We start from the raw sequence: 14,657 nt of genomic DNA, 5'->3' as shown, positions 1-14,657 counted from the left end.
TTGTTCCGGGCGAAGTTCACGCCTCGTGTTCTGGTGCCGACAGCTCCCCGTACTTCATCAGGAGTGTCCTGTCCGAATTCAACCGCGCAGTGTCGCCAGGAAGGACGGGTCGATCGATTCAACGGCATCCTCAAGGAAAGCCTTGCCCAGTTTTGATGCCCGCCGATAAGCGGACACCAGTGCCGATCTCGACCCAGGTCGGCGAATCAGGATGAGCCGGACGTCATTGCGTACGAGGTCCTTGACATCGGGAAGGGCGAGTGCGTCGAAGCGGGCCGCCATGTCGATCCGCACCGGCATCAATCGCGCGTCGTTTGGTGCGACAAAATATGCCATCTTCAGGGCCTCGACCACGACCGGATCGTACGGGTCGCGCTGGACTTGAAGCAGAGCCAGTGCCAGCCATAGTTCGGGTTTGTAGGGAGAGATCGACAGCGTCCGCCTGACCCGGCCGAGAGCATCGGGCGCTATTGATCGCAGGATCGTGGCCCTTTGCTGACTGGACTCAATTGTCTGTAGCGCGGCGATCAATGCATAATTGCTCTCCAGCTCTGATCCAAACGGCGAGCGCGTTCCCAACAATGAGGGGGCGTCTCCAGTCCACCGCGCCCCAATCTCGGCCGCATCTGCGGGAAATGTTATCCGCCCCAGCGCCGTCACCTCCGCTACGGCCGACACGATCGCATAGGATCCGACCGTCAAGGCCGACGCCATCAGAAGAATGCGAAATCTGCTCGATGAACTCATTCTCGATGCCCAATGTTACGGTCGCGCGGATGCCGCCGAGTGGTTGGCGCCACTGGTCCGTCCCACGGATTGTGCAAGTCCAACTCCGACCATCACCGCCACGATCGCTTGAATCGTGGGGTTTGAGAGACTTGAGTCAAGAAAGCTCTCGCAGAGTACAACGACAACGCCGGCGGCCGCGGCGGCCGCGAAGAAGGAATCACGTCCTCGCCGAACGGCGCCGCGAAAGCTAACGAGGAAGAACTGGGCGGCGAAGACTACCAGGATGGCGCTCGCCAATCTTCCCGCCTCGACAGCCATTAAGACCGCGGTGGAAGGAGGGTCTGCCAGCGCAGCGCCGAACTCCTGATAGGCTCTCGAAGTCAACCTAAAGGTTCCGAGACCATTGCCCCACGTCGGTGCATCAGAGAGCAGGTGCTTTGCCGGCGCAACTGCTTCCGGGGGGAGGCTGACGAATCCAAGCAGGCCCAAGCCTCCGGATAGAGTGTGCGGCACAGCCATCGCGCTGGCGATCGCTGCAAGGACCAAGAACAATAGCGCCGAAGGCCAAAACCGAAATCCCAAGCGCCGGACAGCGGCTATGAACACGAGGACCATCAATCCGCAGCCAGTAACCGCCACCAATGTGTGTTGTTCGAGGGTCGCAAGTGCGGCGAATGCTACGGCAATTCCTAACAGGCCGCAGAAAACGCCGACCCACAGTTGGGGCGAGGCCAGATTGTGGATGTTCTGCTGGTGCAGGTGGCGTTCGAGTGCCCGGGCGACGAGCGCGCCATTTGTCAATATCGCAAGAGCGGCTGCTGCCGGAAACAGGTTCGTAGCTGCGCCGGATTGGGGAATGATTCCGGCGAATAAATCGAGCCGGCCGAGTAGGAGCTCGACTGACATGAGGGTCGTCACTGCGCTCAATACGAACAGGATCGTTTCGGCCATACGGCGATCCCTGGCGATGATGATGGTCGACACCAGGAGCGACACATCGACCAGAAAGAGGAACAGGCTTTGAAACGTCGCGCCCGTATCAACGCTGATGCGGCCCGGCAGCGATGGCTGATTCAATGCGATCGAAGTCGCCGACCAGATCGGGTTCGCAAGCGAGGACATCGGAAAGATTTGCAACGTCATCCAGACGACCGGAAGCAAGAATATGAGGAGAAATTGCTTCAGCAACTGCGCGGCCGACGCGATTTGCGCCTCCGGACCTCTTGTTGCCATTGCCATCATTAACGCAGTAGCAAGTGAAATCACATGCTGTGCGAAGGACCCGCTTGTGATGGCCAAGATCGGAGTCGCGGCCAGCAATGTGATCAAAAGCCAGGAAGCGATGAGCAATCGGAGAACCGTGAGACGTGGAAGCGGGAATGGAGTGCAGCATTGCACAAGTGGGACATTGATACGCGTCGCATAGCCGAGCATGCGAGGCCACCGTCGTCTCGGTGATGGATGGCCGGATAGTTGCCACTATAAAGCATCATCACACGCGGCCTGCCAACTGGTCACATGCAGTCGATTTGCCGGACTCGCCCTCAGTTCCGTGACCGGCTAAACTATCGAGCATAGCAGTACTGCGACAAGTAACGGAGAGCCGTCGCCAGTCCAGCCATCGGCACCGCGCCGCGGATCGCGCTCGGTGTGGTCCCAATTTCAACCGCAAGCTCGTTTGCGGTCTGCCAGTCGCTGGCAGCAAGCTTCGAGGCGTCGGCGGGTAGTAGGAGCGCCACGCCGCCCTGGATCACAGATGCCTGGAACTCTGCGCGTTTCTCTCCTGCTATGAGGGCTACGTTCGGTCGCGCCGAGCGGGACAGTGGCTCGAGTACAATGAGTACAATTTCGATGCCACTCTTCCCGCATTGCAGGCTCAGACCAGCAAGGCGCGTATCCGACTTGGTACTATCGACGACATGCATCACTGAAATGGCATCGGCGCCGCCGTCTGGATTTTTGCTCTTAACTAGTCGCCATCCGCTCTCAAGCTGTGTCGATTGGCTGCCGGACTCGATCTGCTTGAACGCCTCTTCGTCGCAACGTCGACGCTGCTCGGCGCTGATGCCAGACCCGCAGTTCAGAATGCCCGGACGCACCGGCTCGGCTCGACCAGGAGCCGTCGTCATCAAGAGACCAGCACCGAGCAGAACTGAGCGCACCATCAGAAGCGCCGACCTAACATGCGCTAGCGCCAAATCATTCATGTTGTATCCAAGGGCCCTGTAGTGCTGCCCACCGCTCCGGATCAAGCATCTGACGTCAATCGACGTAACCATACCTCTTGTAGTATCGATTGCGATAGTAGGCTGCGCCGTACGTATCGTAGCGGCTCATCACCGACACATTCACCTTGTTAAGAACCGCACCGAGCATCCGCTCGCGCACAACCGGCGTTTCGCCTAGCACGCGCTCGACGATATCGATTTTCGACTTCGCCCATTCGATGACAAGGATATAGGAATCAGCCAGCCCCCTGGTCGCCCGAACGTCGACGACCGGCGCCAGCGGGCTAAGATCGAGAACGATGCGATCAAAGTGCTGCCGTAGTTGCTGGAACAGATCGTCCATCTGTTGCGAGGCCAGCAGGTCGCTCGAATTCGAGAAGCGGGATGTGATAGCACAAGGAAGAAAATGTAGATTCGTCTGCGGGTCGATCCAGACCACGTCCCTCCAGTCGGCTTGGCCGATGACGACATGGATCAAGCCGTCCTGCGCAGCCGGAGTAAGCCTTGCGGTGAGGCTGGGGTTGCGGATGTCGCCATCGATCAGCAGCGTACGGCAGCCGCTTTGCGCCAAGGTCTGCGCCAGCGCTTCGCTGACGGTTGACTTTCCCTCGTTCGGAAGAGCGGAGGTAATCCCCAGGACCTTGTTGGACCCTGCACCGAAATTTGCGAAATCGCTGGCGAGCTTGATCGAGCGAAATCCCTCCGCGAAGCGTGAAAACGGGGCATTGATCACGTGCCGCCCGACGCTCTCCTCGGTTGAAAGCAGACGGTCGCGATGCGACTGTTGGTGGCTGAACGCGGGCGCGGACCCGTGGAGTGGCAACGTCGTGCCGGATGCCCCGTGACTCGGTGATGCCTGCTGCGGTTTGGGCTTGTCGCGTTTGCCGAATCGCCAGGCCGCTTTGCCCGATTGAGCGGAATTCGCTTTGATGGCACCCTGCTCTATGACCGGGATCGAAGCGAGACAGCGGGTATCCACGAACTGCTCGACCTGCGAAACGGTACGGAAGACGCGATCCATCATATCAAGCAGGATTGCGACGAGAGCTGCGAGAATCGACCCACCCACAATCGCCGCAAGCAGGATGAGTGTCGTTCTTGGCGACGTCTTGTTGGGAAGAGTCGACGCGGCCTGACTGATCACCCTCGCTTCGGTAACGGGAAACGACTGCTGCTGAACCGAGACCATGTACAGTTGCAGGAAGTTGTCCGATAATGCGCGAGCGCTCTGAGCGTTGCTTTCCAGATCTCTCAGGATGATTTGGGCCTGGCTGGTATTATTCGAGACCGCGATCGTATCGTTCAAGCTCTTCTGGCTGGACTCCTCGCGCGCCTTGGCAATTTCAAGGTCACTCTTGTAGACCTCGGCCGTGCGTCGCAGTTCGTCAATGATCGAGCGTCGGATTTCTCGCATCTGGTTGCGTAAATTGACAACCGCGAGATGTGTCGATCCATACCGGTTCGACCAATCGGCCTGCTTGGCCGCGTACTCGAGATAGGTCTGGCGCAATTTGGTGATGACCGGGTTGGCCATCGTCTCGCTCACAGTCGCCAGTTCATTCAGAATGACCTTGGAATCGTCGGTGTCCGCATTCAATATCGCGGTGATGCGTTCGAGCTTAGCTTGTGCCTCCGCACGCTGGCTACGCGCAGCCGTCAGCGAAGTATTGATTTCAGCGAGTTGCTGCTCGGTGAGCAGTCGCCCGCCGGCGTCGACGATGTTGTTCTTGGCCTTGAAATCCGCAACGGTGCGTTCAGCGGAAGACGCCTGCGACCGCAATTCCTTCAATCGGTCCTGCAGCCAGACCGCCGCCCGTCTCGAGGCCTGATATTTCGATTCCAACGAGTCCACGATATAGCCGTCGGCGACCGCGTTGGCGATCCGTGCTGCCAGGTCCTGCGACAATGCCTGAAAGGAGATCTCGATAACATAGCTCACGCCGACGCGCTTGATGCTGAGGCCGCTCGCAAAGCGAGCGAGTGCCGCGCGCAGTATTTGCTCTTCCGTGGGCGGGGTCGACTCGGAGAATATTCCGGTAATCGCGCTACTGATGCTGCTGAGCAATCCGCCACCGTCGCTCATGAAGTCTGCCGACTCCGCAAGTTTCAGGTCCTTGATGACTTTGGAGGCGATCGCTTCGGACTTGAGAAGTTCGACCTGACTGTCGACCATCGCCGAGTCGATCGGGTTGTCTGCGCCGCTCGCAGGCGCTTGCGTCTGCAGGCCCTGCATCTTGCGGCTGTCGATCATCAGGATGGCCGTTCCGGTATATCGCTTCGGCGCCGTGAACACGTAAACGCCGGCAAGACAGATGCACAGGAGCAGCGTGAAAATCATCACTGGATACTGGCGGCTCACCAGCGCAAGCGCAGAGGAGATGGTCTGCTCCAGCGATGGAGCCTCCGGTGCGGTGGTTTCAATCTCGCGAGATGTGATCTTTTGAAGCATCCGGCCCGCCTACCTAAATCTCTGTGAATGCGGCATCAGGCTGGCCGTGCCGCGGCTGAACTCGTGAACGTTAAAGTGTAACGTAGAAGTTCCTGCTGGTAAGAATTCGACACGTCGGATGTGGTGGTCGACGTCGCAGCGCTCGAGAGTTGACCAGTGCCATCGAGGCTCTCGGCGAAACACCTAGCCAGATCGTTCGACACGTTGTTGGTCAGAGAAGTTTCGGCAACGCTGCCGGCCCTTTGTCGGTGCTGCTCGCCGCAAAATCGTCACAATGCCCATCTCCGTCAACTCTGCCAAAAAAGCGACTTTCAAGATCGAGACGAATTACGCCGCCTGAGAAGATCATGGGTCGCCCACGAATTGGGCAGGGTTCCACGAATCTCACGTGCCGAGCCGGTGGACAGGGTCCGACCGGCCTCGAATTCTGCAATGCAATATCGACCTGAGTGTGACGGACAAGCATGAGGATCTTGCAACTGCCACAGGCAAGGCGAATCCGGTCTCGCGGTTGCGACTGAGCACGTGACGGCGGAATGCGAACGAGTCCGGTTTCGGAGCATCCACTATGGTGGCGAGGGTCGGCTTCGCAGTTCCACGGTGAATCCCCGATCGATCGGGCACTCGAAAGATCAAGCAACGGGACCTCAATCAAAATCCTTGATGGAGGATTCCCGATTCCAATCCACAAGCGAGCTTGCCAGATCGTAGTCGAATTTGAACCCGCTTGCGATCAGATGCTTCGGCAGAATGTTCGTAGAAAACCACAACTTCTTGATCCGGTCACGATTGATGCCGGTCTTGATGCCGACAGCCTGCAGCACCTCGAATGGAAGCACGGCGAGATTCATTAGCCATACCGGAATCGTTATCGTCGGCTTGGGGTATTCGGCAGCTTGAGAGAAGGCGGAGCAAATCTCGCTGATGGTGTAACGGTGCTCATAGCAGAAATTGTAGATCGACAGACTGTCGTTGCGAGACGCCATGAAGAGCATCGACGAGACCAGGTCCTTCACGTAGCCGCACGACTTGATGGTGTCGGTGCGGCCGGGATAGATGAAGGCCCGCCTTTCGAGAAGCCTCGACAATCGCGTGAAATTGCCTCGCTCGTAGCGCCCATAGATGACGGCGGGGCGCACGATGGTAAGCCGCCTGTCCGGGTCCTCCGACTGCCATAGACGATGGATTGCTTCGGCCGAGAGTTTGGAACGTCCATAAGCACTGACCGGGACTGGCGTCGCATCTTCGGTAAGTGGGGTTTCCGTCGGACCGTAGACCGATATCGAACTGGTAAAGATGACATTCCGGCTGCCAGTGTCTCTCGCAAATCGGCAGACGTGCACCGCACCTAGCACGTTTGTATAATAATAGTCGCCGTCCGGATGGCCCGGGGTGACATGGACCGCAGCCAGGTTGAAGATGTCGGCAGGCACCCCGCCACCGAGCTTCGGGTCGATTGGCTCACGGACATCATGATGGACATACTCGACGCCTTCGACGTACGCCCTGGGCTTCCCGATATCCACTGAGACGATACGGTCGTAGCGGCCGGAAGCGAGCATTCGCGTCATCAGATGTGTACCGATGAAGCCTGCGCCTCCGAATACAATAGCCTGGGTGGGATGGGACATGTGCGCGAGGGTCAACGTGAGTGAAGGTGCTGAATCAACTGCGACGAAGTTCGGTCAAGGCTTGCTGACGATCGAGCACGCGCATTGAAGAACTGCACGCCCCGCCGCTGCAAGAGTTGTGCCCGCACAGACCAAGATCGCTTGACGCGCAGTACGCCCGCTCGCGACCGCGAGCGTTTTGGCTGCTGGATATCAATGAAGCGAGCAAATCGGGGCAGCAATTGGTTAGTCGTGCGTTTTTGATGCGGCGATAACAAGATCGTTACAGGCAGCGCGTGTGAACGCGGAAACATCAGTTCCATCTTGGCGATCCCGAATGCAATGGCGTTGGTTCAAGCGGCAACGCGCACATTTCTTGTGAGCGTTCAACCAGGGGTGTTCGTCTGAATCAACGACTCAATAGAGCTCGCGATACTCAAATTGAAAGTTCGTTGATCCGGCCGCAATCCCCAGTAGTCTCTGCAGCTTCTGGTAGCCTGCGAGCGGAACGACAATGCAGTCGGAACTTCCCGCGTAGCAAACCCGAACCCTGATCGATTGACCGCAAATGTTTTGAACCAGCACGATCTGCTCGATGATCTTGGGATTGTTGGCTTGGGGGTGCGTCAACGGATTGACCGATATGCAAAGCTTTCCGTCCGGTGTCGTGTGATTTGGAGCGAAAGTACCTTCCATCGGTCGAATCGAACTCGAAGGCCGAGTGGAAATGCCGGAGCCGCCATACATCGGAGGAGATGTGCGACCGAAGCCGGAAATTTGAGCATCGGCCGTCGTTGCGAGGAGCGATGAAGCGATAGCTACACACATCGCCGCATAACCGTCTGAGCGCCTAGATCGGTTATCATGTATCTTCACTGCTCTGCACATCCATGATGGTTGGGGCCAGCTCTCGAAAGAAGCCGCGATTGTCGGCGGCAGGATAGATTTGCAGTTGCGGCAACAGAATGACAGGCAAAATGGTTCCCGGGATTGCAGGAGGAATCTTGCCTCTTCCTTGCGCTTGAAAACACGTGCTAGAGGCTGCACCTTCCTGGACTGGATGTCTGACGTCCGTCGACTGTGATGTTCTGTCGGCGGTCGCGCGACGTACTTACAACGCGAGTATTCTGGGCGGCGAATGTTGAAGGAGATACCAGGGCACGCTGTGTTGCCAGAAGTCGAACTGGCGACCCTGCCGCGCCTCTCGGTCGTCATTCCGAACCACAATTACGCAGCTTACGTGGGATCCGCGATCCGCAGCGCGCTGGACATACGATGGTCAAACGTCGAAGTGATCGTCGTCGATGACGGGTCGACGGACCATTCACTCGACGTCATCAACGAATTTGCAGACGAAGTCACAATCATCAGCCAGGCGAACGCCGGGCAGATGATGTCCTGTGTGAACGGCTTTCGCAGGTCGTCCGGCGATATCATCATATTTCTCGACTCGGACGATGCCTTGCATCCTGATGTGATGACGGAGATCGTATCCGTATGGTCCAAAGCCGCGAGCAAATATCAGTTTCAGATGCGCGTGATCGATGCCGACGGGCAGCCGACCGGAAATGTCCTGCCGCAGTACTTCTCCTGTCCGTCCTCGGAGGACGTCCGCAAGTGGATGGCAACCACCGGCGCTTATCCGACGCCGCCCGGGTCGGGAAATGCCTACCCGAAATGGTTTGTCGAGCGTGTCTTCGGCTTTGAGTCCGAATTCGTTGATCGGGCTCCGGACAGTTATCTTTTGGCGGCCGCTCCTGCATGTGGCGAGATCGTAACGATCACCAAGCCGTTGGCAGACTATCGCGTGCACGGCCTCAATCACGGGGCTTTCCTTCAACTCGACGATACCCGCTTTGCGAGAGAGATCGACCTCACGCGGAGGCGGTACAAGTTCTTTTCCGAGATCGCGCGCACGGAGAAGCTGCCGGTTGCGCCCGATGCACTCAAGCGCAATTTGATATTTCTTTGTTTGCGGATAGCGTCGTTCAAGCTGCGGCCGGACCTTCATCCAATCGCAGCGGATAGCTCGTTGAGCATCGCTGTCGATGCGCTTGGAGCGGCTGCGTCGCCGCAAGGTTTCTCAAGATCGCAGCGCATATCGCTGCTGGCTTGGATCTTCTGCATCCTGATAAGTCCGCAGTACTTCCGTCGCGCCCTGGTGAGTTTGCGCTACGTGCCCGCCCAGCGGCCGAAATGGTTGCGCGCTTTGCTCGGTCGATTCCACATCATTCGATGATCAAGGCAGGGCTGGGACGCTTCGGTCAGACGGCAGCTTTGGGACGGATCGACCTCAGGCCGGCGCCTGGCGGCTGCGACCATACGCACAGCATTGCCATCATGATCAGGAATGGAGCCATGGCGAGGTTGCCGCCGCCGAGCTGATAGCAGGCCAGCATTGTCAATGCGAGCATCGAGTTGTCTTTCCTGAATATCGAGAGGATGAGATAGAACAGGAAAATCAGTAGACCGATAATTCCGTAATCCGCGACGAGCTTGAGAACGGGATTTCCGCTGCCGCCAAAGTAGGCGGGCGACCGTTCCAACCCGCCGGGCCCGGAGCCGATAAGCACTCTGTCGGTCTGAAAGAGATAGTCCCAGGTCTGTAGTTGTGCGACGTAGCGAGCATAGCCGCTCGACTTGGTTGAACTGAATTCATCAAGCCTACTAACGATGGGATCAAAAGGTTCCGGTGCAACGAGGTACGTTGTGCCAATCACCAAGGCAACGGCCGCCCCGATGGCGATAACCCGCAGTGATTTGAGCGGAGCAATCAGGGGATAGGCACCGAGGGACACGACGAGCACCAGGAGGCCCGATCCGGACCGGGTGAGCACGTACGAGATGGCGTACAACGGAAGATAGGCAAGTCGCCGCAAAATGAACACATCGACGATCACACCTATGGCGAGCAATTGGGATAGCGCTCCCGGCTCCATCGGGAAAAACCCGTTCGCGCGCCGATTCAAAGACCCATAAAATTCCACCGCATTTTGATTGTAGGCGGACTCGACGAGGACCGGATCGAGCGCCGGGATTGCATCCTTGAACGAGAAGATGCGTATTCCGCCGAATTGAAGAACGATCTGGACGATTGCCAGAACGGCGCACAGGCGAACATAGAACAGGAAGACGGGAAGGACCGCCTCGTTCGAGAATCTCGTCGAGGGTCCGAACAGGAAGATCGAATTCGTGACAAGAACCATCGCAAGTGATGCCGCACTGGTCTCGACACCGCGATCGGGAGATTCGGCTGCGGCGACCGCGCTGAAGAGAAACCAGACGACGACGAGTCCGAATGCGAGAGTCTGCGGCCCGCGAATGCTCACCAGACCAACCCACCATCCCCACGCGACGAGCGCGAAGAATCCGAATAGCGAAAAGAAGATCTGTCCGGTTCCGATGAGGAGTCCGAAGCGCTGCATGCAAATGCACAGAATAAAGGCGATATGCGCGAAAATGACGCTGTTGGCCTCGTCGCTTGACGCTACTGCAGCGCGCTTGTTAGACGAGGTTCTGGCTGGGAATGTGTCGAGGCTCACCATGTTAGGACTCGTCGATTACTGCTTCTTGGCGCCTCGGTTGGTGGGTACGTCTGAGCGCAGGGCAACGATCGCGGTCGATCTTGGTCTCGCTCGTGAGGCTGTTCACCCTCTATACTTGAGCCTGTAGTGACTTCCCACATGGAACACGACACGAGCGCAAGATTTAACCCTTACGTTCATGGTGCCAGAGGTTTGTTTTGCCTCATGGTATTCGTCTATCACGTCGTTCATTCCGGCCTCCCGACGTTCGATCTGTTTGCCAGGGGGCTGTTGGGAGAAGCGCTGCAGACCGGAAAATTCGGTGTCGAGTTCTTCTTCGGCATCAGTGGAATCGTCATTCTGCCAAGCCTGTATCGCGCATCCTCGGTCTTGACCTTTATTCTTGATCGCTATGCGAGGATTCTTCCTGTGCTCTGGGCGACCGTGATCGCGATCGCGATTTTTGGCTGGCTTTTAGGAAAGGGTCCAAGTCTGCTGCTGGTTGGTGCAAATCTATTGGCGCCGCCTCCATTTGTTGACATCATCCAGATCAATCCCGCCGCGTGGTCGCTCGGATACGAATTCCTGTTCTATGGAGTATGTGCCGTCGTTTTCCTGATCAGCGGCGTCAGTCGGCCGCTGGCGCTGGCATTAGCCGTCAGTTCGCTGATGTTGCTCGTGTACTATCCCCGCGCGCTCCTGATGATTGGTGGCGTGCTCATTGCGGAGAAGTACCTATCGTCGACCTTGTTGCATTCGCTGGCGAAGTACCCGGCGATCTTCTTCGTGCTGTTCCTGACTGTCTGGAGAGGCCTCGAGCTGGCCAGCGCAACAGACTACGTTGGCTTTGTCACGCCGGCATATTTGTCATTCCATGACTGGATCTCTGCTTTTCCATTTATTGTTCTTGGTGGCGTCTTCGGGACTATTTTCCTGCTTGGCATGTCCCGAGGAAACGGTCTGTTCGGAAGAATGCTGCGTTGGCAGGTGATGCAGTGGCTTGGAACGATCAGCTTCAGTTTTTATCTCTGGCCGCCGATCGTCATGGCCGGGGTCAAGCTGATCATCTATCGAACGGGCATGGTCGATGCATTGGGGAGCGGATCGCAACTGTTTTTCCTCCTGGTGTCGCTTCCGCCGTCGCTTATCGTCGCAACGATCAGCCATCGCTTCCTTGAAGTGAAGGCGACGGGACAAATTCGAAAACGGCTCGACAGGGCCTCGGACGCGAAACCGCCAGTCCGGCCGATCAATCAAGCCCTCGACGGCACTCAAGGAGGGAACCTGATCGGGGAACAGTCAAATGTTCTTGATTGTTCGACAAGTCACCGCCCCAAAACGATCGCAAGTTGACTGTCTATTCGGGAAAATGCCGCAGAGCCGTGCGCTTGATTGTGCTGGCTTGCGACGTGGCGCGTCACCATTGCCATCGTCTTTGCGCATTGGGCCGGCAGAGCGTTTCCCAGCCGGGCTAACAGCCGAACCGAAAGGATCTCGTTGATGATCGCAGCCGTGCGCAGGCAAGTCCTTTGTGTCGCCTCGATAGTCGTTGCACTCGGATCCGCAGCGCCGGCCTGGTGCGCTGGCTGGGAGCTGGTTTTTTCGGACGAGTTCAACGGCGACAAGCTTGATCGAACCAAATGGGCTACCCGATACATTTACAACAACGAAACGATGGATCGTTTCAACGATGAAAAGCAGCACTACCGCGACAACCACGTGGTGTCCGAAGGTGCCCTGAATCTGACTGCAAAAAAGAATGAGGGGGCAGACACGTTCGATTCCGCGATGATCCGTAGCCATCAGACATTCTACTATGGCTATTATGAAGCGCGGGTCTTTCTTCCGAATGCGCGGGGATCGTGGCCGGCATTTTGGCTCGAAGCCGATTACGACATCGATGGAAAGTTCTGGCATCCGCCGGAGATCGACATTTTCGAGTACGTCATCAATGGCGTGGAAGACAAGCCGAACATGCTGCACTCGAATGCCATGAGTAAAGATAAGTGGACGCCGCAGTCCTACACGTATGTAGACAACTCGTTCGTGCTCAGGTTTCAGGACATGGTCGGCAAGGAGGATCTGAACAAGGGCTGGCATATTGCCGGCTTCGTTTGGGCTCCTGACCGCATTTCGTTCTTCTGGGACGGCCGTCTCATCTACACGCGCATGTACCAGTGGCTCAGGAAGGACGGCCAACTGGGGCCGCCGGCGCACATTGATCTCAATTACGCCGTCGGCGGAGCAGCCTGGGCCGGCCGGCACGGGGTCGATGATGCGGCTTTCCCGCAGACGTTCAAGATCGACTACGTTCGCGTCTGCCAGTTCACGTCGTCCGAGCGGGGAAGCCGAAAATGCGGTCCGAGCGACGTGACACCGGATCCCAATGATTTTGGATACACGGCAGCGCTCAACGACATGCCCAAGCCGACATTCCTCAATGTTACGAATGTGGTGGCGGATAAGAAGCCGAATGCGGGGGTATTGTCGCTGAGCACAACCGATCCGCTCAAGATCGAAATTCCCATCAAGATTCCGGAAGACTATCCGACAAATCGAACGCTTCATGCGTACGTCTTCGATGCAACAACCGGCGCCATGGTCGCATCGGCAAAGAAGCCGCTGCAACAGGTCTCTCGCAAGGAAGGGGAAGATGGCGTCAGCGTGATCGAATTCGCGCTGCCCGCCGTGCCGCGCGAAGGGAACTATCTGCTGGGCAGCAAACTGACGGCTGAAGTCGCGGGCGAGGTCGGCCCCAAAGAAGTCCCCGTTGCTTGCGACACCACGGTGATCCAACCAAAAAAAGCCAGATCTTGCCGTCTATTGTCGCTGCATGTGCGACGCTGATCGGAGGGGTGCATCCAGCGTGCGCACAACTCCGTGTGATCTGGATCAACCCGAGTACCGCTGATTGCGATCGGTACGGTCGGTCTGAATTTTGCTTTGGCTGTGGCAGGTGGGCCGTCATGCGCGCTTGCCTGTCACGGTCAGTGTCTCTTGCAATGGTAGTCATCCATGAACTCAAAGGTTCGCGCCGTCAGGCAAATCCTCCGTGGTGCATTGCGCGGCAGCCCGAGCCGGCTTTGTGATCATCGCGCGTGGCGAAGTGAACATCCGCATACTTGGCTGACTGCCGTCGAGGAAGAGGTACTGGCGCGGAAGGCGCCGGTTCGATTCGGCAGCCGCGACGCAGGTTTCGGTGAAAGCGTTGACAACAGAATGCCAGAGCTGGGCATTCTCCGCCTGGACAAGGCCCGCATCCTCGGTCCCGACGGCTGGCTCGTGACGGAGGATGGATCGCTGCTCTACGAGAGCACCTGGTACGGATCGTCGTTCTCGCGCCATCCGCGATCAATTGCCTACGGCACGCCGCTGCCGCTAAGCGGCACCTGTCTCTCGCTGGCGAGTGATTTCGCCGGAGGAAACTATGGGCACTTCCTGCTCGATTGCCTGGGACGCTTGGCGCTATTTCAGAAAAGTGGCCTCTCGCTCGATGATGTCGATTATGTCTATTTGCCCAAGCCTGGGTCCGAAACGGCAGCCAAGCTCGTTCGCCGGCTTGGAATTCCAATGCACAAGTGCGTGTGGGCAGGCCAGGAGGATATCCAGGCCGATCTCGTGATCGGCACTTCGTTTCCAGGCTTGCGACGGAATTATGCGCCATGGCTTACGGAGTTCTTCCGCTTGCAGGTAGCCAAGTCGCCGCTTCGTCACGACAGGCGCGTATACGTTCCGCGCAAAGGACAAAGGAAGGTCGCCAACGAAGAAGAGCTGATGCCTGCACTGAAAAAGTTCGGCTTCCAGATCTACGACTTTGGTGACGTTGAGGATGAAGCGGCGTTTTTCTCAGAATGCTCGATTGTCGTTGGCGCACATGGTGCGGGGCTGACCAATCTCGTATTCTGCTCGCCTGGAACGAAAGTCCTGGAGTTGATCCCGTCAGACCACGTGCATCCCTACTACTACACGATCGCAACGTCCGCCGGCGCGGACTATTCTTACATCGTGGGGGACAGCAAGGGAACGCGCCCGCAGGGAGCGTTTGGGCCCAGTCCATTCGATTTCGAGGTTGCGCCTGACATCTTCGAGCGCGCACTAGAAACCATCTGTCAATGAA

The 14,657-nt window shown here is 57.5% G+C and carries 11 protein-coding genes; 4 read left to right on the top strand and 7 right to left on the bottom strand.

Annotated features, from left to right (window positions below; all coding sequences use genetic code 11):
* Positions 1–78 precede the first annotated feature (78 nt).
* From BLV07_RS32610 to BLV07_RS32585, 6 genes are all read right to left on the bottom strand, one after another.
* Positions 79–747 carry a hypothetical protein gene (locus BLV07_RS32610; RefSeq protein WP_143035549.1) on the bottom strand — a complete coding sequence of 223 codons (669 nt, stop codon included), beginning with the start codon at positions 745–747 and terminating at the stop codon, positions 79–81.
* A 15-nt stretch (positions 748–762) separates the two neighbouring features.
* Positions 763–2,163 (bottom strand): hypothetical protein, encoded by a 1,401-nt coding sequence (locus BLV07_RS32605; protein WP_143035548.1) that lies wholly within the window; start codon positions 2,161–2,163, stop codon positions 763–765.
* Between the two features lie 131 nt (positions 2,164–2,294).
* Positions 2,295–2,936 (bottom strand): hypothetical protein, encoded by a 642-nt coding sequence (locus BLV07_RS32600; RefSeq protein ID WP_143035547.1) that lies wholly within the window; start codon positions 2,934–2,936, stop codon positions 2,295–2,297.
* 55 nt (positions 2,937–2,991) lie between these two features.
* Positions 2,992–5,406, bottom strand: a complete 2,415-nt coding sequence (locus tag BLV07_RS32595; RefSeq protein ID WP_091894142.1) for a polysaccharide biosynthesis tyrosine autokinase — start codon at positions 5,404–5,406, stop codon at positions 2,992–2,994.
* 647 nt (positions 5,407–6,053) lie between these two features.
* A complete protein-coding gene (locus BLV07_RS32590) occupies positions 6,054–7,037 on the bottom strand; it encodes an NAD-dependent epimerase/dehydratase family protein (RefSeq protein WP_091894140.1) in 984 nt (327 codons plus the stop codon).
* Positions 7,038–7,433: 396 nt separating this feature from the next.
* A complete protein-coding gene (locus tag BLV07_RS32585; protein ID WP_091894138.1) occupies positions 7,434–7,712 on the bottom strand; it encodes a hypothetical protein in 279 nt (92 codons plus the stop codon).
* 469 nt (positions 7,713–8,181) lie between these two features.
* On the opposite strand from BLV07_RS32585, the gene BLV07_RS32580 reads away from it, so the two are divergent.
* Positions 8,182–9,255, top strand: a complete 1,074-nt coding sequence (locus BLV07_RS32580; RefSeq protein ID WP_176945904.1) for a glycosyltransferase family 2 protein — start codon at positions 8,182–8,184, stop codon at positions 9,253–9,255.
* 25 nt (positions 9,256–9,280) lie between these two features.
* On the opposite strand, the gene BLV07_RS32575 is transcribed toward BLV07_RS32580, so the two are convergent.
* Positions 9,281–10,561 (bottom strand): hypothetical protein, encoded by a 1,281-nt coding sequence (locus tag BLV07_RS32575; protein ID WP_143035546.1) that lies wholly within the window; start codon positions 10,559–10,561, stop codon positions 9,281–9,283.
* A 138-nt stretch (positions 10,562–10,699) separates the two neighbouring features.
* Between BLV07_RS32575 and BLV07_RS32565 the strand changes: the two genes are divergently transcribed.
* From BLV07_RS32565 to BLV07_RS32555, 3 genes are all read left to right on the top strand, one after another.
* Positions 10,700–11,893: an acyltransferase family protein gene (locus BLV07_RS32565; RefSeq protein WP_091894129.1), complete on the top strand. Its 1,194-nt coding sequence runs from the start codon at positions 10,700–10,702 to the stop codon at positions 11,891–11,893.
* Positions 11,894–12,040: 147 nt separating this feature from the next.
* The gene (locus BLV07_RS32560) at positions 12,041–13,387 is read left to right on the top strand and encodes a glycoside hydrolase family 16 protein (RefSeq protein WP_091894127.1); all 1,347 of its coding nucleotides are present in this window, start codon (positions 12,041–12,043) and stop codon (positions 13,385–13,387) included.
* A 168-nt stretch (positions 13,388–13,555) separates the two neighbouring features.
* Positions 13,556–14,656 carry a glycosyltransferase family 61 protein gene (locus tag BLV07_RS32555; protein WP_091894125.1) on the top strand — a complete coding sequence of 367 codons (1,101 nt, stop codon included), beginning with the start codon at positions 13,556–13,558 and terminating at the stop codon, positions 14,654–14,656.
* Position 14,657 lies beyond the last annotated feature (1 nt).

This window comes from Bradyrhizobium sp. Rc2d (assembly GCF_900099855.1).
Taxonomy (GTDB): Bacteria; Pseudomonadota; Alphaproteobacteria; order Rhizobiales; family Xanthobacteraceae; genus Bradyrhizobium.
Note: the sequence above shows the minus strand (reverse complement) of the source record. Positions and strands in the feature narration are given on the sequence as shown.